Origin of the sequence: Alteromonas sp. KS69, from assembly GCF_003989595.1 — a bacterium.
In the GTDB taxonomy this organism is placed as follows: domain Bacteria; phylum Pseudomonadota; class Gammaproteobacteria; order Enterobacterales; family Alteromonadaceae; genus Alteromonas; species Alteromonas naphthalenivorans.
Window position 1 is genome coordinate 41062 of record NZ_PYHU01000044.1, and the last position, 23474, is coordinate 64535.

Sequence of the window (23474 nt, forward strand, 5' to 3'; positions counted from 1 at the left end):
AGGAGGAGGCAACGCTTGGGTAAACGGGAGAGTTAACCGTTACGTTTCAACAAATAGTAAAATACAGGGGTAAGAATTAAGCCGAACACGGTAACCCCTATCATGCCTGAGAATACCGCTACGCCCATGGCTTGACGCATTTCTGCACCCGCACCAGTGGAAAGCACCATAGGTAACACACCCATAATGAAAGCAATCGATGTCATCAGGATGGGGCGAAGACGCAACTTGCTGGCCTCTTTAATGGCTGATAGTGCGTCCATACCCTTGTCTTGTAGTTCTTTGGCAAATTCCACAATCAGAATGGCATTTTTAGTAGCAAGCCCCACCAACACAATTAAGCCAATTTGGGTAAATATGTTGTTGTCGCCGCCATAAATCACCACACCAATTAATGCGCTTAGCAAGGTCATGGGAACAATTAATATAATAGCCAGTGGTAAGCGTAAGCTTTCATACTGTGCCGCCAACACTAAGAACACCAACAGTACGACTAACGGGAAAATAAAGGCCGACGCATTACCTGCCAATATTTGCTGATAGGTTAGCTCGGTCCACTCGTAGGTCATGCCTAGCGGAAGCGTTTCATCAAGAATTTGCTCAATCGCGGCTTTGGCTTGATCTGAACTGTAGCCCGGCGCTGGTGAACCATTTACTTCAGCGGTGACATAACCGTTGTAATGCATCACCCTGTCTGGCCCTGCACTGTGCTGAATATCTAGGAATGAACCTAGCGGGATCATATCCCCTTTATCGTTTCGCACCTTAAATTGAGTGATGTTTTCAACGTCTTGGCGGTACTGTGCATCGGCCTGAACATTCACCTGATAGGTTCTACCGAACAAGTTGAAATCGTTCACATACACCGAGCCTAAATACGCCTGCATGGTGTCAAACAAGGTGCCAATATTTACCCCTTGGCTAACGGCTTTCTCGCGATCTACATCCACATTTAACTGAGGTACATTAACCGTAAAGCTAGTGAAGTTACCGGTTAATGCAGGGTGCGCCCACGCTTTGCCAATCACCTCTTGAGTTACTTTTTCAAGTTCAGCAAAACCCAAATTTCCTCTGTCTTGAACTTGCAGCCTAAACCCACCAATGGTGCCAAGCCCCATTACCGGTGGTGGCGGGAATATAGCCACATACGCCCCTTTAATAGAACCAAATTGCTGGTTTAATTGCATCGCAATTGCACCGGCTGAAAGCTCTGGACTTTGGCGCTCACTAAAAGGCTTTAGCGGCGTAAACAGCACACCGGAACTTGGGCTATTGGTGAAGCCATTAATATTCAAACCTGGAAACGCTACTGCATCAGAAACCCCAGGGTGCTCCATCGCAATTCGTGACATTTCACGTACCACTTCCTCGGTTCTATCTAGCGACGATGCATTAGGAAGTTGAGCAAATGCAATAAGGTACTGCTTATCTTGCGGTGGTACATAGCCAGTAGGCGTGTTAGCAAACTGGAAATAGGTTAGGCCTAATAAACCGGCATAAAGCACCACTACCACACCGCTTTTGCGAATAAGCCCACCTACAGCGCCTGTGTATTTTTTGGCTCCGCGATCGAACATTTTATTAAATGGCGTAAATACAAAACGGCCAAATAGTTTATCCATACCACGGCTTAACCAATCTTTCGATTGCCCATGAGGCTTTAATAATAACGCCGACAGCGCTGGGCTTAGGGTTAGTGAATTGATCGCCGAAATAAAGGTAGAAATGGTAATCGTTAACGCAAACTGCTTATAAAATTGACCCGTTAAGCCACTCATAAAAGCAGTAGGGATAAACACCGCAGCCAGTACCAAGGTGGTGGCTATAATAGGGCCTGTAACTTCTTTCATGGCTTGCACAGTGGCATCGAACGGCGCTTTGCCATCGGCAATATTCCGCTCTACGTTTTCCACCACCACAATGGCATCATCAACCACAATCCCGATAGCCAGTACCAAGCCAAACAACGATAGCGCGTTTAACGAAAAGCCCATCAATTGCATAAACGCAAAAGTACCAACCAATGAAATAGGAACGGCCACTAAAGGAATAATAGAGGCGCGCCAGGTTTGTAAAAACAGTACAACAACCAAAACAACCAGTAACACAGCTTCAAATAACGTATTTACCACCGCTTCAATTGAGCCGCGCACGAATACCGTGGGGTCGTAAACGATGTCGTACTCCAACCCTTCTGGAAACATTTTTTCTAGCTCGGCCATGCGCGCACGCACGTCATCAGAAATTTGAATGGCGTTAGAACCTGGTGCCTGAAATATAGGTAATGCTGCCGCAGGGTTATTGTTTAACAGAGAACGCAAAGTGTAGTAATCGGCACCTAACTCAATGCGTGCTACGTCTTTCAAGCGGGTAATTTGGCCATTATCCCCCGTCTTAACGATGATATTTTCAAACTCACTTTCGTCTTCTAGACGACCGCGTACATTAATTAGTAACTGAAACTCACTGGTGCCCGTAGGCTGTGCGCCTAGACTTCCTGCCGCCGCTTGTTGGTTTTGCTCGGAAATAGCCGTAACCACATCGCCAGGGTTCATTTGAAGTGAAGCCAACTTGTTTGGATCTAGCCATACACGCATGCTGTATTCACCAGCACCAAATAAACGAACTTGCCCTACCCCTTCAACACGTGCGAGTTCATCTTTCACAAACTGGTCGGCATAGTTAGACAAATAAAGCATGTCGTAACGTTTATCAGGCGACGTTAAATGCACCACCATCGTTAAATCTGGTGACGATTTTTCGGTAACAATACCTAAGCGCTGTACTTCCTGTGGCAATCGCGGAGTGGCGCGGTTAACACGGTTTTGTACTAGCGTAGTGGCATCATCAGGGTCGGTACCAATGGCAAACGTAATGGTAAGGGTCATACGCCCATCAGATGTGGCCTGCGAAGACATATAAATCATATCTTCTACGCCATTAATCTCTTGCTCTAGGGGCGTAGCCACAGTTTCAGCTATCACCTTAGGATTTGCGCCAGGATAGTTAGCCGTTACCACAACCGTAGGTGGCACCACTTCTGGGTATTCTGTGATAGGTAGTTGCCAAACAGCAATGGCGCCGCCAATGAAAATGAGCAGGCTTAGTACACCTGCAAAGATAGGGCGGCGAATGAAAAATTGCGAAAAATTCATTAGTTAATTCCAGTACCGGCAACGCTACCAGTTAGCGCATCAACGTTAGCCAAATTTGTTACGTTATCTACACGTGCCTGCCAATTTTGTAGGCTTGCTAGTGCTTCTTTATCACCCATATCAACCTGGTTTGGCGCAACAACAGCTCCTGGACGTACGCGCTGAAGGCCATCAACTACAATGGTGTCGCCAGCTACTAGGCCACTTTGAATAATGCGCATGCTACCTACTTTGTCACCCAAGGTAACAGCGCGGTATTCCACTTTATTGTCGGTGTTTACCACCAATACAAATTTGTTGTTAAGGTCGGTACCTATCGCTTTTTCTTTAATTAAAATGCCCTGCTCGTTGGTATCACCCGCTAGTTTCAAGTGGGTAAATAAACCCGGCATTAAACGGCCATTTTCGTTGTTGAAAACCGCGCGAACACGAAGGGTACCCGTATTGCCATTCACTTGATTATCGACAAAATCGATTTGTCCCCAGTGACCATAGTCTTGCTCATTGGCAAGACGCATAGCCACCGCTTGGTCGTTTACCGCAGAATCTGCTTTACCATCGCTACTTACGTAATTTAGGTAGGTTTGCTCATCAATATCGAAGTAAGCGTAAAGCTGATGAGTAGATACGATGCTGGTAAGCTCAGACTGTCCTGCCGTTACATAGTTACCTTCGGTGATGTTTGCCCGAGACACACGGCCAGAGATTGGCGCTTCAACACGGGCAAAACCGCGATTTAAACGAGCAACGTCTAATGCCGCTTTCGTTTGATTGATGCTAGCAAAAGCTTGATTCTTACCCGCTAAACGCTCATCTAGCACCTCTTGTGAAACCGCTTGGGTTTTACGAAGTTTTACGACTCTGTCGTAACTTTGCACAGATAAGTCGTAACGGCTTTTTGCTTCTTCAAGTTGCGCGGTTAAACGCTCAACTTCTGCTTTAAAAGCGCGGTTATCAATAAGGAATAAGGTTTCGCCCTGCTCTACATATTCGCCTTCTTCAAACGCTACAAATTCAATGTAGCCTGAAACACGTGGGCGAAGCGATACCGTTTGCGGCGCTTCTAAACGGCCAGTAAAACTGTCCCACTCAGTTAAACGCTGCGAGACCACTGGCGCAACATCTACAGGAATGCCCGCATTCGCATGCATTTGCTGGCCAGGATCCGTATCGTCGCTACCACATGCGGCGACAAGTGCTGTAAGGCTTAGAATTGCCAAAAATCGAGTTAAAGTCGTCATTGCAAGCGTCTCTAAAAGTGTGAAGGCGTGCATTATGCACATGGCAATACAATAAAAATAATTATATTTTCGTATGCAACACATCATAAAATGATATATATTGAGAAGTATGAAATTTAGGCTATTTTGCTCAAGGTGTTACATAAAAGTTGGCACCACAGTCTGAAGCGAAAAAGTGTTGTGATAATAGTTAGACACGCCGTGTAGAGAAGAGCCGAAGCGATAAAAAGCGATGGGTTCGCCGCGTGTTTACGGAGTATTTCCTTACCTCGGCTTTACCTCAGCATTGAACTAGAACCCAGATACAGAACTATTTTACGAATAACCGGAGAGACTGGTGCGTCCACATGATTTAAATTTATTGATGATATTTGATGCCATCATGACGGAAGGCGCGATTACCCGTGCTGCTGATAGATTGTCGATGACACAGCCAGCAGTCTCAAACGCCCTTTCTCGCATGCGTACCGCATGGAAAGACGAGTTATTCGTAAAGGATGGTCGGGGTATTCAGCCTACCTCTTATGCCAAAAACCTGTGGAGCCAAATTCAAGGCCCGCTAGGGCAACTTGAAGTTGCCGTCAGCCCCGCGGAATTTGACCCTGCTACGGCCAAGCGCACCTTTCGTATATCAGCCACTGACAGCATTGTTGCTATGGTATGGGGGCCGCTTCGTAAGGTTATTGAAAATGAAGCGCCAGGCATTAATATTCATGCGATCCCCAGTTACGATTTGGGTACTGATAAGGTATTAAAAGACGCTGAGGCTGAACTAACTTTTTCTAAATACCATCAACCTGATGCGGTAATACGTACCGAGCACGTGTTAGATCCTAGTTGGGTAGTCGTGATGCGCCCCGATCACCCGTTAGCGAAAGCGCAGCTTACCTTGGAAGACTTTATTGCCGCAGATCACTTATTGGTGTCGGTAACAGGCGATGTTACCGGCCCTACCGATCAAGTATTAGCTAACATGGGGTTAAAACGCCGTATTGCTATGTCGGTCAATCAGTTCTACAACGCCACGCCGCTGCTAAAAGAAAGCAACTTAATATGTGTTGCACCATCACTGGTCGTTGAGAAGGAGATTTTCTCTGGTGAGCTCGCAGTATTTGAAACACCTGTTGAAATTAAAGGCCTGCCAATGTCTGTTATGTGGCACAAACGCCAAGACTTAGATGCTGGGTTACAGTGGTTACGTAAATTAGTGGTGAAGTTCATTCGCGAGCGTGTAGAGCGCCACGAAATGCTGCTATCTCAGTGCTGCCGCAAAGCATACTGCGCCGAAACTGTTAAGCGCTTCTTGGCTCAGCGCAACATGGACAGCAGCGACTTTACGCCATCGCATATTAAGCATGGTGATGAGGTAGACGTATCCGAGGCCGCCGAGATTTCAAATTTAGATAACGCTGTGAACGACCCGAAGGGAAAAGTAATTGCGTAGTTTTTTAAATAAACCTTGTTGGTGACAGGTTGCAATAAACCTTAAAGATAAGCTGCTATTAATCCCCTCTGATAGACAGCTTTTCACCTGTTTAGGCTTACTTGTACTTGCACTCTTTACTGGCAAGCCACGCTAAACCCTCTTTTTCATCAGCACAAAAGAAATAATCGATATCTGCTGCCAAGTACACCCGCTCGAACTGACTTTGGACCAGCGCTGGAATATCAGCGTTGGCAACCACTAAAGCACAGGCTGACATACCGTATATTTTACGAAGTTTGATTGAGTCTATTAAGGTAGATTCTGCTGCCGGCGTTAAAATCCCAGTACCCTGAACAAATCCTAAAAAGCCCCATTTTTGGCCTTTAAGGCTAATGACAATATCTTTAACGTCCTCGTGGTATTGCTTCAAAATCTCTTCATTCACCACGCCACGTCCGTCTACTCGCAGCACATTACCTATTAGCTCAATATCATATTCGGCGTGCTTAGTTTCTGCATGGGAGGTGTTTTTTCCAATAGTATGAATGTTGCTCGGGACCATTTTGTCTCGTTTAAAATTAACTGCTAACTACCTGCTCTAATAGTAGGCGCTATATGTAGATTACGCCACGTTAGCTGCGCTAAAAATAAAAAAACCCGCCATTTGGCGGGTTTCTGCGTTAACTAATTAGCTAACTTACTTCTTTTTCTTTGCCTTAGCGTTAGGCAAATCGGTAATACTACCTTCGAATATTTCAGACGCTAGGCCAATTGACTCGTTTAGCGTTGGGTGAGCGTGAATTGTTAAAGCAACATCTTCCGCGTCTGCGCCCATTTCAACAGCAAGACCAATTTCGCCAAGCATTTCGCCCGCGTTAGTACCTACCATTGCGCCACCAAGTACACGACCGGTGTCTTTTTCGAAAATCATTTTAGTCATACCGTTTGTTGCGTCAGACGCAATGGCTCGACCTGAAGCAGCCCATGGGAATACGGCTGTTTCGTAGCTTAAACCTTGCTCTTTCGCTTCTTTCTCGGTAACACCAACCCAAGCAACTTCCGGCTCAGTGTACGCTACTGAAGGAATACCACGTGGGTCGAAGTAATGTTTCTGACCAGCAATAACCTCAGCTGCAACATGACCTTCGTGAACCGCTTTATGCGCAAGCATAGGTTGGCCAACCAAGTCGCCAATAGCGAAGATATGTTCAACGTTAGTACGCATTTGCTTATCAACGTTAATAAAGCCACGGTCGTCAACGTTAACACCAGCAGTGTCTGCGCCAACCATTTTACCGTTTGGACGACGTCCAACAGCCACTAATACTTTGTCGTAGCGTACTTGTTCTGAAGGTGCATTTTTACCTTCAAACGTTACATACAAACCGTCTTCTTTTGCTTCAACCGCAGTCACTTTGGTTTCAAGCATGATGTTGAATTTTTCTTTATAATCTTTCATAAAGACTTTCATGATGTCTTTATCAGCAGCTGGAATAAGCTGATCTAAAAATTCAACAACATCAATTTTTGAACCTAATGCTTCGTACACTGTACCCATTTCTAGGCCAATGATACCGCCACCAAGTACAAGCATCTTCTCTGGAATATCTTTCATTTCCAAAGCGCCAGTTGAGTCGATAATACGGTCGTCTTCTGGAATAAACGGAAGACTTACTGGCTCAGAGCCTGCAGCAATAATTGCTTTTTCAAAAGTAATAGTAGTAACGTCGTCACCGTTTTTTACTTCAAGGGTATTAGCACCGGTAAATTTACCGTAACCTTTAACGTGCTTGGTTTTACGCATTTTTGACATGCCGCCAAGACCGTTAGTCAGCTGTTTTACAACGCTGTCTTTATATTCGCGAATTTTGTCTAGATCGATTTTTGGTTCGCCAAAAGTTACACCATGGCTAGCTAAGTGTTTCGCTTCTTTCATTACTTTCGCTACGTGAAGCAATGCTTTTGAAGGAATACATCCAACGTTAAGACACACACCACCAAGGGATTCCCTTGAATCAACAATAACGGTCTCGATGCCTAAGTCGGCAGCACGGAATGCTGCAGAGTAACCGCCAGGGCCGCCGCCCAGTACCACTAATTGCGTTTTAATTTCGCTCATTGTGAACCTCAATCCTATTTTTTGTTATCTATCACTTTGTGCGTAATAGCATAACCTAAATACTGCCCCAAGGGCTTATAAAATCACCGAGAATGTTAATGATATAACAAACATTCTCGTATTTTGATTTAAAGTATAATTCTGCGCAAGTCAGTCAAGTTTGCAGCTACTTCAGTAGAGAACCTTGCACCTACCGCACCATCAATAACACGATGGTCGTACGACAAGCTTAACGGAACCATTAGGCGAGGTTCAAACTCGCTACCGTTCCACTTCGGTTTCATATCAGACTTAGATACACCTAAAATAGCAACTTCAGGGGCATTAACAATTGGCGTGAACGCTGTTCCGCCAATACCGCCTAAGCTTGAAATGGTAAACGTACCGCCTTGCATATCTGAAGACTTCAGCTTGCCATCACGGGCTTTCTTCGACGTTTCAATAAGCTCTTGAGATAACTGCTCAATACCTTTCTTGTTCACGTCTTTGATTACCGGCACTACCAAGCCACCCGGAGTTTCTACCGCAATACCAATGTTGATGAACTTCTTGATAATCAAGCTTTCACCATCATCAGAAAGCGAAGAGTTAAATACTTCGTATTTCTCTAGTGCTTTTGCGACCGCTTTCATGATGAAAACAAGTGGCGTGATCTTCAAGCCAGACTTGGTTTTTGCATGATACGCATTTTGTTCTTTACGGAACGCTTCTACGTCGGTGATATCAGCCTCATCGAACTGTGTTACATGAGGGATAGTCGCCCAGTTACGGTGTAAGAACGGGCCAGAAATCTTCTGAATGCGTGAAAGCTTAACTTCTTCAACTTCACCAAACTTGCTGTGGTCAACAGGTTTAACCGGCACAATTTGAAGCACGTTATCGCCAGCTGGTGCAGATGCACTTGCAGCGCTGCCTTTCGGCTTAGCAAGCTCAGCTTTCACGTAAGCCTGAACGTCTTCTTTAAGAATACGATTCTTAGGCCCTGTTCCGTTAACAAGGGTGAGGTCTACACCAAACTCTCTTGCTACGCGGCGCACAGAAGGAGAAGCATGTGCTTTCCCATTGCCCTTAGGCTCTGGCGCTTCTTGCGCTGGCACAGGTGACTTATTTTGCGATGCTGGTTTTTCAGCCGCTTTTGGCTTCTCAGGCGCAGATTCTGCTTTCTTCGGTGCAGGTGCTTCGCTACTAGTTGAACCGCCACTTCCGGCAGTTTCTAGCTTAATAACTAACGTACCTTGCTTAACTTTGTCACCGGCTTTAATAAAGACTTCTTTTACTGTACCTGCATGGGTAGAAGGCACATCCATTGTCGCTTTATCAGTTTCAAGGGTAATAAGACCATCTTCTTTCTCAATGGTGTCGCCCACAGAAACTAATACATCGATAACGTCTACTTCGCCGTCTTCACCAATATCAGGAACTTCAACCTCTACCACGCCGCCAGCTGATTCTGAAGATGAGGCAGATGAAGCCGCGTCGTCAGAAGATGATTCAGCCGCAGGTGCCGCTTTTTCAGAACTTGATTCCGCAGGCGCATCGCTGCTAGCTGCTTCACCACTTCCAGCGGTTTCTAGTTTAATAACTAGCGTACCTTCTTTTACTTTATCGCCAGTACTGATGAATACTTCTTTCACCGTACCTGCGTGAGTAGAAGGCACATCCATAGTGGCTTTATCGGTTTCTAGCGTAATAAGCCCATCTTCTTTTTCGATGGTATCGCCTACAGAAACCAATACATCAATAACATCTACTTCGCCGTCGTCACCAATATCAGGAACCGCAACTTCTATCACTTCACCGCCACCTGATGATGCTGGTGCCGCTTCTGACTTGCTTTCTTCTTTTGGTGATTCTTTAGGCTCTTCTTTTGCAGGTGCTGCTTCAGCTGGTTCTTCTTTTTCTTCAGAAGAGGCTTCTTCGCCACCTGCTTTTTTCATTTCACCGATAACATCGCCTTCTTTAATCTTGTCGCCAACGGCAACAGATAAGCTAACAATCTCACCTTCAAATGGTGCAGGAATGTCCATAGAGGCTTTGTCACTTTCTACGGTAACAACGCCTTCATCTGCATCAATGGTGTCGCCAACGGCAACACATAGCTCGATAACTTCAACTTCGTCACCGCCTACATCGGGTACGATAATCTTTTGAATATCTGACATATGTAAAATACCTTATCTGCCTGCGGCTACGCGTAAAGTGGGTTTAGTTTTTCAACGTTAATATCAAAACGTTTAATCGCTTCGGCAACATCTTTCTTATCAAACTCACCGCGTTGCGCTAGTTCGTACAATGAAGCCACTACAATGTATGCAGCGTTAACTTCAAAGTGAGTACGCAAGTTTTCACGGCTATCACTTCTACCAAAGCCATCAGTACCTAGACAGCGGTAATCAGTGTCGATAAATGCACGAACCTGATCAGAATAGTTCTTCACGTAGTCGGTAGCAGAAATAGCAGGACCTGCATCTTTCGTAATGACCTGACCAACGTAAGCTGTTTTCTGATCTGCTTCTGGATTCAACATGTTCCAGCGCGCCACTTCTTGACCTTCGCGAGCCAATTCGTTGAACGAGGTTACCGAGTAAACGTCTGAAGAAACGTTGTAATCGTCACAAAGAATTTGTGCCGCTTTACGTACTTCATTCAAGATAGTCCCCGAGCCCATTAATTGTACATTGGTCTTGGTCTTCTTGTTTTCAACTCGTTCAAGCTTATAAATACCTTTAATGATTTGATCTGCTACGTCATCACCTTCAGGCATAGCTGGGTGTTGGTAGTTCTCGTTCATCAATGTTAGGTAATAGAATACGTTTTCGTTGTTGCCATACATGCGACGTAAACCGTCTTGTACAATAACAGCTACTTCGTATCCGTAAGTTGGATCGTAAGTTACACAGTTCGGGATAAGGTTCGCTTGAACATGTGAATGTCCATCTTGGTGCTGTAGACCTTCACCGTTCAATGTGGTTCTACCTGCAGTAGCACCTAACAAGAAACCTCTTGCTTGGCTATCGCCAGCTGCCCACGCCAAGTCGCCAACACGTTGGAAACCAAACATTGAGTAGTAAATGTAGAACGGAATAGTCGTAGCGTTACAGGTTGAGTAAGACGTACCTGCCGCAACCCATGATGCCATTGCACCTAATTCGTTAATACCTTCCTGCAATACCTGACCTTTTTTATCTTCACGATAGTAAGCCACTTGTTCTGCATCTTGTGGAACGTATTTTTGGCCTTCGTTAGCATAAATGCCCACTTGGCGGAACAGCCCTTCCATACCGAATGTACGTGCTTCATCAGGAATGATTGGCACAATACGCTTACCAATTTTCTTGTCTTTCAACAAGGCATTAAGTACGCGAACAAAGGTCATAGTAGAGGAAACTGAACGATCGCCTGAACCTTTTAAGATTGCATCGAATGCTTTTAGCTCAGGTACTTCAAGTTGCTCTTCTGCTTGCTCTCTACGAGAAGGCAGGTAGCCGCCTAAAGATTCACGACGCTCGCGCAAGTACTTCATTTCTTCACTGTCTTCAGGGAACTTGAAGTAAGGTAGCTCTTCAATCTTCTCATCAGCGATTGGAATGTTGAAACGATCGCGGAACACTTTAAGTGAATCAACGTCCATTTTCTTCACGTTATGCGCAATGTTCAAGGCTTCACCAGAAGCACCTAAACCAAAGCCTTTAACAGTTTTAGCAAGAATAACCGTTGGACGACCTTTGGTCTCTTTCGCTTTTTGATAAGCAGCAAAGACTTTTACTGGATCGTGTCCACCACGGTTCAAGCGCCAGATGTCATCATCAGACATGTTCGCTACAAGTGCAGCCGTTTCTGGGTACTTGTTGAAGAAGTTTTCGCGAGTGTATTTACCACCCTTCGCCTTACAGTTCTGGTACTCACCGTCTACGGTTTCGCCCATTAACTGAATAAGTTTGCCTGATTTATCACGAGCAAGAAGCTCATCCCAGTAACTGCCCCAAATAACTTTAACCACTTCCCAGCCTGCGCCGCGGAATGTGCCTTCAAGTTCTTGGATAATTTTGCCGTTACCACGTACCGGGCCGTCTAGGCGCTGTAGGTTACAGTTGATAACGAAAGTTAGGTTATCTAGGCCTTCGCGTGAAGCAAGACCAATAGCACCTAATGATTCTGGCTCATCACACTCACCGTCACCCATGTAGCAGTATACGCGCTGTTCAGAACAGTCTTTGATACCACGATTAGTAAGATACTTAAGGAAACGTGCAGTATAGATGGCTTGAAGTGGACCTAAACCCATCGATACTGTTGGGAACTGCCAGTAATCTTTCATCAAGTGAGGGTGTGGGTATGAAGATAAGCCTTCACCAGCACATTCTTGACGGAAGTTGTTTAGCTGTTCTTCGGTAAGGTTACCCTCAATGAAAGAACGGGCATAAATACCTGGAGAGATATGGCCTTGAGCAAAAATAAAGTCGCCGCCAGCATTTTCTGTAGGCGCTTTAAAGAAGTGGTTAAAACCAACATCGTACAGCATGGCAGATGACGCAAAACTACCAATGTGACCACCAAGCTCTAAGTCTTTCTTAGAAGCACGTAATACAATCATCAATGCATTCCAACGAATGGCGGCACGAATACGTGCTTCAATCGTTAGGTCGCCAGGCATTTTTGGCTCTTGCGCTGAAGGAATTGTATTGATGTACGCTGTGGTGGCGTCGTACGGTAAGTGCGCTCCGCTACGACGAGCCTTATCAATAAGTTTCTCGAGTAGATAATGGGCGCGTTCTACACCTTCCTCTTCCAAAACAGATTCAAGAGCGTCAATCCACTCTTTAGTTTCTTGAGGATCCACATCTTGGTGCATCATATCAGTCATGGTGCCATCCTATTTTTGCTTTATATATAGAGAATTCTTCCTTCGACCTAATTATCGAAAGAAGAATGACCAAATTACGTTGTACTCGCTGTGACCCTTAGTGGCTCACCTGTGCTTTTTGCCTATCGCAGTAGCTAAAATTCTCTTTAAGCCTCTGCTTATATAATCACGCCTCATAAAACTGGGTAAACAAGAAGGCGTGTTAAATTTCCAATCGTCGTAACGCGCGTTGTACACGAGTGTCACGCTGATTAATGGTTAATAATGTCTTTTCAATGAACGCAAGGTGCGTATTACACGCCTGACGTGCCGCTTCTGGATCCCTTGCAGCGATAGCCTCAACAATTTCTCGTCTTTGACGAGCAATATCGGCCACGGCATCCGGATGAGTCGCTAACATATCAAAGTTACGTTCAATGTTTTCCACCAGCATACTTTGCATGGTGCTCATTACATGTAAAAGCACCATGTTATGGGATGCTCTTGCCATAATGATGTAGAACTTACCTAGCGCTTCCGCTTGTTCCCGCTTACTTTCTTCGGGTGCTGGCGTGGGTAGTTCATTAAGCGCATTTTTCAGCGCTTCATAATCTTCAGGTTGCCCGCGAAGCGCTGCGTAATACGCAGCCATTCCTTCTAAGGCATGACGGAACTCAAGTAAATCGAACTGAGTTTCAGGCCGTTTACTGACAAGTGCCATCAATGGGTCTTTCATGGCAGAGTTAAGGTTGCGGTTTACAAACGTGCCGCCGCCCTGCTTGCGCTCAACCAATCCACGTGCCTGGAGATTACCTATGGCTTCTCGTAAGGAAGGCCGTGATACCTCAAACTGAATCGCAAGTTCACGCTCTGGTGGCAATTTCTGACCTGCCAATAAGCTCCCATCCAAAATCATGGACTCAAGCTGCTCGGTGATAACATCGGCAAGTTTTTTTCGCTGCTGACGCATGCGTGACTATATTCCTTCGTTTACTTGAGTATGCGACTATTTTGTAAACAAGTAAGGTCTACAGTCACAATTGGTAATACCATTTTACCTATACAGTTTAAGATAGTTTGAAAGTGAGGTAAATACTCTCAAGCATAGCAAACTTGTAACGAGTTGCTTATTGTTAAGCTTTATTGTTGAATTTGTTGCAAAAATTTAGCAAAGCCTTACTGGTCTGATGAGGTGAGGTAACATGCATATGAGACATGAAATGCCTGATCTATAAATAAAAAATTTATAGACCAGGATAGAATGGTAATACGTTTGTTAACGGTATTAGTTAGGCAAGGGTGCCAATAACGGTAAGTACAGAGGTAATAACAAGTAGAAAAATAACATTACGTTTTGCTAACTTGACCAACACTTTAGGCTCTACGGCTGCATTTTCTGTCTGAGCTTTATGCTCTTCAGCCGTTAACATCTCAGCTTTTGACGACACTTTAGTGAGTAGGTCATACGCAGAAATATTCAATGATAAGCCGTCTTTCAGCCATTCAGGTAATGCACGAGAAAAGTGCCCCATCATCAGCATGCCAAACGCAGTAATGCGTACCGGTATAAAATCAAGTGCGTACATTAACTTGCCCGCCGCCATAGCTAATGGATGTTGAGATGCACAGAAACGCTCAGTAGCACTTCTACTGAAACAGTAGAACACGGCACCCGGTGCACCAAATGCTATAAACCACAACATCACCGCAGCGTAGTGCTGATAGTTCAGCCAAGTAAGGTGTTGGCCGAAGCTTTTTCCCTCAGCCATGGCCGTACCGTCACTATCACGCTTGCTACCGCAATGCCCTAGTTGGTCGGTGTACATACTGCAAGCTTGTAAATCGCCTCGGTCTGCGGCGTTCAAAAATTGCTTATACGTGGCACGCAATACCGGGCAGCCTATACAAATAAACAGAATGATACTTTGTTCAATAAAGGTAAGAAAAGCGCCGAACAGCCAATGCTCAATTAGCCCAATGATTATTGCTGGCAGCAACATATATAAATAAAAAGCAATCGATGACGTGTCTTCTTCTAGCCATTTTCGCTCGTAAAGCCAATTTTGATAGGCAACTGCATAACGTTCTATGTGCCATACCGGCGTTTTAGTAATGAGCCTTTCAAGACTTAATACCAGCAGTAAACTCATTAGTATCATGTTTATTTCCTACCGTAGAATTATAGGTAATAGGCAGACGCATAATCGCCTTGCTTACCGATTTAAATAATCGTGTTGCTTGAGATGTTAGTTGCATCAAGTGACTGTCTGTAGCGTGACCAATCGAACGCTACACCTGGATCGGTCTTTCGCCCTGGCGCAATATCATTATGACCCACAATTCGACCCAAGGTAATGCGCGGGTATTGTTGTAATATAAACCTACTCAATATCGATAGTTGCTCATATTGAGCATCCGTGTAAGGCAGAGTATCCGTACCTTCTAATTCAATACCAATGGTAAAGTCGTTACAACGTGAGCGACCTTGAAATGTCGATAACCCTGCATGCCACGCCCGCTTATTAAAGGGAACAAACTGCTCTATTTCGCCGTTGCGGTAAATAACGCAATGGGCAGATACCCTAATTCCTGCTATTGATTTGTAAAATGGGTGCTCATCAGGGTTTAACGTACCGGTAAACAGTTCACGAATGCCTGATGTACCAAACTGTGAGGGTGGCAACGAAATATTATGAATAACCAACACACTCACATCGCTTTCGTCGGGCCGTTCATCATAATGGGGGCAATCAATTTGCTTCGCGGGCTTGTATAACACCATATAATTTGAAGATTCGTTACGTGGTTTTCATTAATAACAGTGTGACACCAGCTGCCCAAGGGCACAAGCTAAACGCCGTTTCTGGTGAAAGGTGAGTTTGAGGGTAAAGCACGCCGTGAATCCATCCATGGAGGCTCGGCTGCAGCATCCATGCTGCAGACGGCTTTACCCTCAAAATCACCTTGCACTTAAATAGGCAAGTTACATATTTGAAAAAAGAGAAGAATGCAGCTCCCTGCTGCATAAAGTTTTAAATGGATGCTGCCTTACTGCTTTGACGAATGACCACTTGATTTGAACGTTAATAATGTTTCAAGAAAAATTGCGCAGATGGCTTTACTCTCAAATTCACCTTGCACTTAAATAGGCAAGTTACATATTAAAAAAGAGAAGAATTCAGCTCCTTGCTGCATAAGGTTTTAAATGGATGCTGCCTTACTGCTTTGACGAATGACCACTTGAATTGAGCGTGAATAATGTTTCAAGAGATATTGCGCAGACGGCTTTACCCTCAAACTCACCTTGCACTTAATAATCGCGAGCGTTTTTTGAAAAAGAAAAAAGTGCTACCCCTTACTCCATAAAGTTTCACTGGGTACGAACTCCTTTTGTTAGGCCGATACATTTATATATACGTAGAAAGGCGGTATAAATAGAACGTATAAAAAGAAGTGAGATGTTTTATATGAGTGAAGATGATTCTGTGGGCGAGAATTCTGCGGCAAAGTATATGGTGGTGCTGGCGTGGATTTGTGGGTTTGGCCTGCTGGTCTATGTCTTTTCTGGCTTGCTCGATAAGCAAGTTAACCCTAATAGCGAACCTCAATCACAGCGTATTGGGTCACAAACCGAAGTACGCTTAAAGCAAAACCGAGCAGGACATTACGTGACCTCAGGCTTTATTAATGGCGAAGAAGTGGTGTTTTTGGTAGATACCGGCGCTACCGATGTGTCTATTCCCGCCCATCTAGCCCAGAGACTTCAATTACAAGCGGGTCGTAAAGGCTTAGCCAATACAGCGAATGGAACCGTTACCGTTGCTGAATCACGTATTGATACTCTTCGAATTGGCGACATTGTGCTAAACAATGTTAGCGCAAACCTAAACCCCGGTATGCAAAGTGAGCATATCTTGCTTGGAATGAGCGTTTTACGGCAATTAGAGTTTACTCAGCGCGGAGATTGGTTAATATTGCGTACCCTTTAATTCTAAACAGCAGCCATCATGATTTCACTCGACATTAACGCCATCCGCGAACAAGTTTCTCTCGCACTTATCGAAGATTTAGGTGGCGAGCTTAACGCGCATAACGACATTACTGCGAACTTAATAGACGAAAGCGAAAACGCGACTGCTACTATTATTACCCGTGAGCAATGCGTTATTTGCGGCGTAGCTTGGGTTGAACAAGCGTTTGCGTTAATTGATGAGCGCTTGGAATTAGTATGGCAAGTAAAAGACGGCGACACCGTTGCAGCAGATACTACCCTACTGACTTTAACAGGGTCGGCTCGCGCTATTCTTACTGCCGAGCGGGTAGCACTTAATTTTCTGCAAACCCTTTCAGCAACGGCAACCGTCACAGCCAGCTACGCGAAGTTGCTTGCCGGAAGCAACACCAAAATTCTTGATACACGCAAAACCCTACCAGGCCTTCGTATGGCACAGAAGTACGCTGTGCATTGTGGCGGCGGACAAAATCATCGTATTGGTTTGTTTGATGCGTTCTTAATTAAAGAAAACCACATTTTTTCCTGCGGCTCTATAGAGAAAGCAATAAGCCGCGCCAAAGAAATGAAACCTGGCAAGCCTGTTGAAGTAGAAGTAGAAAGCTTAGAAGAATTGCAACAAGCACTTATTGCAGGGGCTGACATCGTTATGTTGGATAATTTCACCAACGAACAGATCCAAAAGGCAGTAGCGCTAACCCAAGGGCAATGTAAACTGGAAGTGTCAGGTAACATTACCGATGAACGGTTATCGTCGCTAGCAACACTGGGTGTAGACTATATTTCATCTGGTGCACTAACCAAGAATGTGAAGGCAATTGATTTATCGCTAAGAGTGAATTTAGCGTAAAACAGATTTGTCGATTAGCTTGCGTTAAGTTCACATGTAACAGTTCAAACGACGTGCTTAGGTATAAAGACACTTTACTACTTTATAGGCACGTTTCACCGGTTTCGTTCTAGGTAGTATAGTTATCTATACGTACGAAAGTTGTAAATTTATACCAAAGTTCAACAACATAGGGCTGCAAAGCCCTTTTTGAACGTGTCATACTGAAAAAGTCAGACATAGGTATTTTTCTGCATACTTGTCACTGACCAATAAATTTATATACTTAGATTCAAGTACCAGGGGCGTTTAAGGACGACTCGGGTATAAACGTCAATTTGAATTACATTTAAACTTAACGTGCTATACACGTCCCGGAGAAAACCATGATGAACATGAATAATAAAAACCAAAAGGGTTTCACCCTAATCGAATTAATGATCGTTGTTGCCATTATCGGTATTTTGGCAGCAATCGCTTTACCTGCTTATCAGACTTATACTCAAAAATCTAAATTCACTGAAGTCGTCATGGCAACAACAGCATTTAAAACTGCTTTTGAAGTTTCTGCGCAAACTGGTGAGTTTTCAGCGTTAACTGATGCAGATGCGGGTTCGAAAGGTCTTCCGCCAGCAATGACAACAGCGGCTGGGCGTGTAGCATCTGTTACAATCGCAGATGGCGTTATTACAGCAACTGGTACAACTGAGGTAGGTGGCTACACTTATATCCTGACTCCTAATGGTATTACCGCTCCAATTCAATGGACTAAAACAGGAACATGTGTAGCTCAAGGAGTGTGCTAGCGAGTTAATCGTTTAATTTAAGGGAAGTGCAATTGCACTTCCCTTTTTTATATGAGGAAGGATATCTGTGAAGGCTGCAATAGTTTACGAATGGCAAGGAAAAGATGGGCGAGGTAACAGCCGCAAAGGTGAGATTTCGGCTACCAACCTTAAAGAAGCCAAAATGCAGCTTCGTAAACAAGGCGTTTCAGTCAGAAAAGTAAAAAAACAACAAAAATCCCTATTTAGTCGTGGCGGACAAAAAATCACCGCTGCAGACATTTCAGTGTTTTCACGCCAAATTGCTACTATGTTGGCTGCGGGGGTCAGCCTTATCCAATCTTTAGACATGATATCTCAAGGTCATGCTAAAGCATCAATGCGAAAGTTACTTAGCGAAATCACTAACGAAGTCCGCTCAGGTAACCCGCTATCAAACTCGTTGCGTAAACACCCTGAATATTTCGATGAGCTTTATTGCGACTTGGTTTACACCGGAGAACAGTCCGGTGCTTTAGAGACCATTTACGACCGAATCGCCACCTATAAAGAAAAAGCGGAAGCACTTAAATCAAAAATTAAAAAAGCGATGTTTTACCCTGTAGCTGTAGTGGTAGTCGCGCTTATTGTAACCACTATATTGTTGGTATTTGTGGTACCTCAATTTGAAGAAATTTTTAGTAGTTTCGGGGCTGAGCTTCCTGCCTTCACACTCTTTGTGCTCGCTATTTCAAATTTTGTGCAAAGTTACGGGATATTTATAGGCATCGGAATTGGTATAGCTGGCTACTTGTTTATGCGGGCTCATAAGAAAAGCCAAAGCTTTCGCGATAGAGTTGATAGAGCGGTTCTTAAAATTCCCGTTATTGGAGAAATACTCAAAAAAGCCAGTATCGCAAGATTTACTCGCACCCTCGCAACTACTTTTGCTGCCGGTGTACCTTTAATTGGCGCACTTGAATCTGCTGCTGGCGCGTCGGGCAATGCGGTATTTAGAGACGCTATTATGTTTATGAAAAAAGAAGTTGCGGGCGGCATGCCAATGCACACATCGATGCGCGCTACTAATGTATTTCCCGATATGGTCACGCAAATGGTCGCCATTGGTGAAGAATCTGGCTCTGTCGATGCAATGCTCAGTAAAATAGCAACAATATATGAAGCCGAAGTGGATGATATGGTAGATGGTTTAACCAGCCTGCTTGAGCCTATGATTATGGCTGTGCTAGGCGTAGTGATTGGCGGCCTTATCGTAGCCATGTACCTTCCCATATTTGAAATGGGTAATGTGGTATAACTTTTTGCCAGCTGGCACTTGTTTTGTTTGTCCTCTACACATGATTAGGCTTGCCCAGTGCAGGCCTTTTTTGCATTATTAACTAAAATAAAAAAGAGAACGCTATTTTATGGAAGCGATATTGCTTACCAGCCAATTATACCCGTGGTTATTCTACCTCTTTGTTTTCGTGATTAGCTTAATGGTAGGAAGCTTCTTAAATGTGGTTATTCATCGCTTACCTATTATGATGGAAAACAGTTGGAAGCAGGAATACGCCAGTTACTTCAGTGAAACAGATAGCGAAAATGAAGATATTCAAGCTACTGGTAAGCAAACTTCCTCTGAAACGTTTAATTTAGCTAAGCCAGATAGCACTTGCCCAAGTTGCGGTCACAAAATTCGGGCATGGGAAAATATTCCGATTGTTAGCTATCTATTCCTTCGCGGAAAATGTTCAAACTGTAAAACCTCTATCTCTATTCGCTACCCATTGGTAGAACTATTTACAGCGCTAACTTGTACATTCGCCGCCTATTATTTTGGCCCTACACCTCAAGCAATATGGGCGGTGATATTTACTTATATTCTAATCGCCCTTATTTTTATCGATTTAGATAAAATGCTGCTACCGGACCAACTTACCCTGCCTTTGCTTTGGCTTGGCTTAGTGCTTAGCACCCAATCTATTTTTGTTGGACCAGTTGACGCCATTATTGGTGCAGCAGCCGGATATTTGAGTTTATGGTCTGTATTCTGGTTGTTTAAAATAGTCACCGGAAAGGAAGGCATGGGATATGGCGACTTTAAAATATTAGCAGCTCTTGGTGCCTTTACTGGCTGGCAAGGTTTACCCATCATTATTTTATTGTCTTCAATAGTCGGTGCAATCGCCGGCATTGCCATTATGATGTTCCAAAACAAAGGAAAATCACTGGCTATCCCCTTCGGGCCCTATTTGGCCGTTGCTGGTTGGATAACCTTATTTTATAAAGACTCGATTATTACCCACTATTTAAAATGGGCACTGCAGTAATGGTAGCAACGAAAACAGCACAAGCAGAACCAAAGAGGCCTTCGAATAAAAGCGATAAAGTCGTGATTGGCCTTACCGGCGGAATTGGTAGTGGAAAGTCTGCCGCTACGAATAAATTCGCAGCGTTAGGTATTGATATTATTGACGCCGATGAAGTGGCTAGAGAGGTTGTTACGCTTGGCAGTGAAGGGTTAACTAAAATAACCGAGCATTTTGGCCACGCTATTTTGTTAGAAGATGGCACCCTAAATAGGGCAGCGTTACGAGAGTGTGTTTTTAATAATAGCGAAGAAAAGCAATGGCTCAATCAATTGTTACATCCGCTTATTCGCAAAACTATGCTGCAACAAATAGCTGACTCGACTAGCCATTATTGTATTTTATCGGTTCCTTTACTGGTTGAGGGCAACCTTAGTGAATTATGCGATCGGGTCATTGTAGTAGATTGCCCCGAATCCATGCAGCTTGAACGAGCCATGCAACGCGATGGCAGTACCAAGCAACTAATTGAAAGTATTATGGCATCGCAAGCGACCAGAAAAGAACGATTATCCGCGGCTGATGATGTCATCGATAATAGTAAAACTATTGAGTTTCTCAACAAGCAAGTAATCGCGCTACATAACGAATACTCCCGTAAATACAGTGCAAATAACGAAAATTCTTCGTAAATTCGGTTTTACTGCAACTTTTTTCCTTAAAACTCGTCAAATACTTAATTGATTATGAAAGTAGGCTTGGCTTAGGGCAGTTCATGCATTAGGCTTTAGGGTTAAGTCTATGTGTTTTAAGGATATCCATGAGCGAAGCTGTATTCGAATTCCCCCTAAAGGAAAAAGTGCGTAACTATCTGCGCGTAGAGCAGCTTCTTGGGCAGTTAAAAAGCACCGCGAAATCTGACAGTGTGCCACTGCAAATGGTTTTCTTTGAGCAGTTATTTGAGTTACTCGATTTGATTGAGCGACTGGATTTACGCTCAGACATGAGCAAAGATTTAGATGCCCACGAAAAAAATCTCGTTTATTGGTCACAGCACCCTAAGATAGATAGTGCCGCGCTAGATCAGGCACTTAAAACCATAGTGAACCTTAAGCAAAAGCTTAAAACCGACCGTCGCTTTGGCAGCGCGCTTAAAGAAGATAAGCTGCTTAGTGCGATTAGGCAGCGCTTCGCTATTCCAGGTGGTTCTTGTAGCTTTGACCTACCCAACCTTCACTTTTGGCTTCAACAACCTGCCGAGGTTCGCCAACAAGAAATTGGCCAATGGCTTGAAACCTTGAGTTTATTAGACGACACCATCGCCGTTAGCTTGTCGTTTATTCGTGAACGCGGACAATTCAAAACGGTTACTGCAGACAATGGATTTTACCAAGGTGCGGCTGAAGATAAAAACGAGCTTATCCGCATAAAATGCCGTGTAGATGAAGGTTACTACCCTACCCTTAGCGGCAATAAATACCGCTATGCCTTGCGCTTTTTATGGTTTTCTCCCGCTGAAGGCCAAAACGCGGCTGTTGAATCTAATATTCAGTTTAAACTGGCAGCCTGTTAAACTACGCCTATCGAAAACCTAATCTGCCACTGGAGTGATTCATGGTTGTAAATTGCCCAACTTGTGCGAAGTCCGTTACTTGGAATAGTGAAAGCGAATTTCGTCCTTTTTGTAGTAAAAAATGTCAACTTATTGATTTAGGCGAATGGGCTTCTGAAGAACATAAAATCGCTGCAAAGCCATCTGAACAGCCTTCCGCTAAAGAAGTCGACATTGAAGAAATAGAAGCAATGCTTGCTAAGCAATCTGACGACTTTTTCAAACACTAATAGGAAGTATATGATTAATAAAATTGCGCTTGTTGGTGGAACACATGGTAATGAAACCAGTGGTATTCAACTTATTCATAACTGGCAATCTGAAGGGTTCTCTGATGCGCTATCATCGCGCTATTCATCACTGGACGTGTCGCTTACCATTGCTAACCCAGACGCCCTAAGCGCTAATGTGCGATTTGTTGAAGAAGATTTGAATCGTCAGTTCACCCTAGAAGCCTTAAGCAATTCCAGCGATGCTAAAGAGGCGAAGCTAGCCAAAAAGCTTAACCAGCAATTTGGCCCGAAAGGCAACTCTGCCACTGACTTGGTGATTGATATTCACAACACCACCAGTAACATGGGTGCAACGCTAATCATTTTAGAAGCTGATGATTTCCATATTCAGCTCGCACGATTTGTGAAGCATCATATGCCTGAAGCGAACATTCTTTTAGAAGATGAAAAACCGTATTTAGAGCACGGTTATTTGTGTACCACGGGCAAACGTGGCGTAATGATTGAGGTAGGCGCACAACCTCAAGGTGTGTTGCGAGAAGACGTTTATTTGCTTACCCAAACCATGGCTGAAGTTATTCTGGATTTTTGCCAAGCGTATAACACAGATAGCCTTGAACAATACCCCGAATGCGAAGTGTTTAGACTAGGGGAAAATATTAAATTCCCACTTAGTGCCGAAGGTAAACGTACTGCGATGATCCACCACTCATTGCAAGATAACGACTTCGCCCCGCTTATGCCAGGTGCACCGGTATTTCGCACCTTTGATGGTAAAGACATTGAATGGCAAGAAGCACAGGAAACCTATCCTCACTTCATCAACGAAGCGGCTTATCACAAGTTAGATGTGGCTTTTGCCACTGCGACTAGGGTAATGCTGTAAGCCGTTAAATCCGTATTTCAGGACGGGACATAGAATACAAAA

At 44.1% G+C, this 23474-nt stretch carries 19 protein-coding genes; 10 read left to right on the top strand and 9 right to left on the bottom strand.

Annotated elements, in window-relative coordinates:
* Window positions 1-32: 32 nt before the first annotated feature.
* On the bottom strand, window positions 33-3155 hold the full coding sequence (locus C7Y69_RS18475) for an efflux RND transporter permease subunit (protein ID WP_126873762.1): 3123 nt from the start codon (window positions 3153-3155) through the stop codon (window positions 33-35).
* Entirely contained in the window at window positions 3155-4396 is a 1242-nt protein-coding gene (locus C7Y69_RS18480; RefSeq protein ID WP_041452471.1) for an efflux RND transporter periplasmic adaptor subunit, read from the bottom strand. The genes C7Y69_RS18475 and C7Y69_RS18480 overlap by 1 nt, the downstream gene beginning before the upstream one ends.
* 337 nt (window positions 4397-4733) lie before the next feature.
* On the opposite strand from C7Y69_RS18480, the gene C7Y69_RS18485 reads away from it, so the two are divergent.
* The gene (locus C7Y69_RS18485) at window positions 4734-5840 is read left to right on the top strand and encodes a LysR family transcriptional regulator (RefSeq protein ID WP_126873763.1); all 1107 of its coding nucleotides are present in this window, start codon (window positions 4734-4736) and stop codon (window positions 5838-5840) included.
* Between the two features lie 97 nt (window positions 5841-5937).
* Here the strand turns inward: C7Y69_RS18485 and C7Y69_RS21985 are convergent, their stop codons facing one another.
* The 7 genes from C7Y69_RS21985 to ampD all read right to left on the bottom strand — a co-directional run bounded on the left by C7Y69_RS21985 (window position 5938) and on the right by ampD (window position 15566).
* Complete coding sequence (locus tag C7Y69_RS21985) at window positions 5938-6384, bottom strand: hypothetical protein (RefSeq protein ID WP_260563712.1); 447 nt, start codon at window positions 6382-6384, stop codon at window positions 5938-5940.
* A gap of 135 nt (window positions 6385-6519) precedes the next feature.
* A complete protein-coding gene (lpdA, locus tag C7Y69_RS18495) occupies window positions 6520-7941 on the bottom strand; it encodes a dihydrolipoyl dehydrogenase (protein WP_126873764.1) in 1422 nt (473 codons plus the stop codon).
* Window positions 7942-8069: 128 nt separating this feature from the next.
* Window positions 8070-10103, bottom strand: coding sequence for a pyruvate dehydrogenase complex dihydrolipoyllysine-residue acetyltransferase (gene aceF, locus C7Y69_RS18500; protein WP_126873765.1), 2034 nt, complete (start codon window positions 10101-10103; stop codon window positions 8070-8072).
* Window positions 10104-10129: 26 nt separating this feature from the next.
* A complete protein-coding gene (gene aceE, locus C7Y69_RS18505; protein ID WP_126873766.1) occupies window positions 10130-12805 on the bottom strand; it encodes a pyruvate dehydrogenase (acetyl-transferring), homodimeric type in 2676 nt (891 codons plus the stop codon).
* Between the two features lie 202 nt (window positions 12806-13007).
* A complete protein-coding gene (locus tag C7Y69_RS18510) occupies window positions 13008-13754 on the bottom strand; it encodes an FCD domain-containing protein (protein ID WP_057789987.1) in 747 nt (248 codons plus the stop codon).
* Between the two features lie 319 nt (window positions 13755-14073).
* A complete protein-coding gene (gene ampE / locus C7Y69_RS18515; protein WP_126873767.1) occupies window positions 14074-14943 on the bottom strand; it encodes a beta-lactamase regulator AmpE in 870 nt (289 codons plus the stop codon).
* Window positions 14944-15005: 62 nt separating this feature from the next.
* Window positions 15006-15566 (bottom strand): 1,6-anhydro-N-acetylmuramyl-L-alanine amidase AmpD, encoded by a 561-nt coding sequence (gene ampD / locus C7Y69_RS18520; protein ID WP_126873768.1) that lies wholly within the window; start codon window positions 15564-15566, stop codon window positions 15006-15008.
* Window positions 15567-16242: 676 nt separating this feature from the next.
* Here ampD and C7Y69_RS18525 point away from each other — a divergent pair.
* From C7Y69_RS18525 to C7Y69_RS18565, 9 genes are all read left to right on the top strand, one after another.
* Window positions 16243-16773 (top strand): TIGR02281 family clan AA aspartic protease, encoded by a 531-nt coding sequence (locus tag C7Y69_RS18525; protein WP_126873769.1) that lies wholly within the window; start codon window positions 16243-16245, stop codon window positions 16771-16773.
* Window positions 16774-16791: 18 nt separating this feature from the next.
* Window positions 16792-17646: a carboxylating nicotinate-nucleotide diphosphorylase gene (gene nadC / locus C7Y69_RS18530; protein ID WP_126873770.1), complete on the top strand. Its 855-nt coding sequence runs from the start codon at window positions 16792-16794 to the stop codon at window positions 17644-17646.
* A gap of 365 nt (window positions 17647-18011) precedes the next feature.
* Window positions 18012-18431 carry a prepilin-type N-terminal cleavage/methylation domain-containing protein gene (locus C7Y69_RS18535; protein ID WP_063457692.1) on the top strand — a complete coding sequence of 140 codons (420 nt, stop codon included), beginning with the start codon at window positions 18012-18014 and terminating at the stop codon, window positions 18429-18431.
* Between the two features lie 67 nt (window positions 18432-18498).
* Window positions 18499-19707, top strand: a complete 1209-nt coding sequence (locus C7Y69_RS18540; RefSeq protein ID WP_126873771.1) for a type II secretion system F family protein — start codon at window positions 18499-18501, stop codon at window positions 19705-19707.
* Window positions 19708-19816: 109 nt separating this feature from the next.
* Window positions 19817-20722 (top strand): prepilin peptidase, encoded by a 906-nt coding sequence (locus C7Y69_RS18545; protein WP_126873772.1) that lies wholly within the window; start codon window positions 19817-19819, stop codon window positions 20720-20722.
* Window positions 20722-21393 carry a dephospho-CoA kinase gene (gene coaE, locus C7Y69_RS18550; protein ID WP_013782950.1) on the top strand — a complete coding sequence of 224 codons (672 nt, stop codon included), beginning with the start codon at window positions 20722-20724 and terminating at the stop codon, window positions 21391-21393. Before C7Y69_RS18545 ends, coaE begins: the two co-directional genes overlap by 1 nt.
* 128 nt (window positions 21394-21521) lie before the next feature.
* Window positions 21522-22274, top strand: coding sequence for a cell division protein ZapD (zapD, locus tag C7Y69_RS18555; protein ID WP_126873773.1), 753 nt, complete (start codon window positions 21522-21524; stop codon window positions 22272-22274).
* A gap of 41 nt (window positions 22275-22315) precedes the next feature.
* Window positions 22316-22543: a DNA gyrase inhibitor YacG gene (gene yacG, locus C7Y69_RS18560; RefSeq protein ID WP_013782948.1), complete on the top strand. Its 228-nt coding sequence runs from the start codon at window positions 22316-22318 to the stop codon at window positions 22541-22543.
* A gap of 10 nt (window positions 22544-22553) precedes the next feature.
* The gene (locus C7Y69_RS18565) at window positions 22554-23432 is read left to right on the top strand and encodes an aspartoacylase (RefSeq protein ID WP_126873774.1); all 879 of its coding nucleotides are present in this window, start codon (window positions 22554-22556) and stop codon (window positions 23430-23432) included.
* Window positions 23433-23474 lie beyond the last annotated feature (42 nt).

Excerpts from the sequence above, each read along its gene's own strand:
- coaE (WP_013782950.1), top strand. The coding sequence starts at position 20,722 with ATGGTAGCAACGAAAACAGCACAAGCAGAACCAAAGAGGCCTTCGAAT.
- nadC (WP_126873770.1), top strand. The coding sequence starts at position 16,792 with ATGATTTCACTCGACATTAACGCCATCCGCGAACAAGTTTCTCTCGCA.
- C7Y69_RS18545 (WP_126873772.1), top strand. The coding sequence starts at position 19,817 with ATGGAAGCGATATTGCTTACCAGCCAATTATACCCGTGGTTATTCTAC.
- C7Y69_RS18480 (WP_041452471.1), bottom strand. The coding sequence starts at position 4,396 with ATGACGACTTTAACTCGATTTTTGGCAATTCTAAGCCTTACAGCACTT.
- ampD (WP_126873768.1), bottom strand. The coding sequence starts at position 15,566 with ATGGTGTTATACAAGCCCGCGAAGCAAATTGATTGCCCCCATTATGAT.
- C7Y69_RS18510 (WP_057789987.1), bottom strand. The coding sequence starts at position 13,754 with ATGCGTCAGCAGCGAAAAAAACTTGCCGATGTTATCACCGAGCAGCTT.
- yacG (WP_013782948.1), top strand. The coding sequence starts at position 22,316 with ATGGTTGTAAATTGCCCAACTTGTGCGAAGTCCGTTACTTGGAATAGT.
- C7Y69_RS18475 (WP_126873762.1), bottom strand. The coding sequence starts at position 3,155 with ATGAATTTTTCGCAATTTTTCATTCGCCGCCCTATCTTTGCAGGTGTA.
- zapD (WP_126873773.1), top strand. The coding sequence starts at position 21,522 with ATGAGCGAAGCTGTATTCGAATTCCCCCTAAAGGAAAAAGTGCGTAAC.
- C7Y69_RS18525 (WP_126873769.1), top strand. The coding sequence starts at position 16,243 with ATGTTTTATATGAGTGAAGATGATTCTGTGGGCGAGAATTCTGCGGCA.
- ampE (WP_126873767.1), bottom strand. The coding sequence starts at position 14,943 with ATGATACTAATGAGTTTACTGCTGGTATTAAGTCTTGAAAGGCTCATT.
- C7Y69_RS21985 (WP_260563712.1), bottom strand. The coding sequence starts at position 6,384 with ATGGTCCCGAGCAACATTCATACTATTGGAAAAAACACCTCCCATGCA.
- C7Y69_RS18535 (WP_063457692.1), top strand. The coding sequence starts at position 18,012 with ATGATGAACATGAATAATAAAAACCAAAAGGGTTTCACCCTAATCGAA.
- aceE (WP_126873766.1), bottom strand. The coding sequence starts at position 12,805 with ATGACTGATATGATGCACCAAGATGTGGATCCTCAAGAAACTAAAGAG.
- lpdA (WP_126873764.1), bottom strand. The coding sequence starts at position 7,941 with ATGAGCGAAATTAAAACGCAATTAGTGGTACTGGGCGGCGGCCCTGGC.
- C7Y69_RS18565 (WP_126873774.1), top strand. The coding sequence starts at position 22,554 with ATGATTAATAAAATTGCGCTTGTTGGTGGAACACATGGTAATGAAACC.
- aceF (WP_126873765.1), bottom strand. The coding sequence starts at position 10,103 with ATGTCAGATATTCAAAAGATTATCGTACCCGATGTAGGCGGTGACGAA.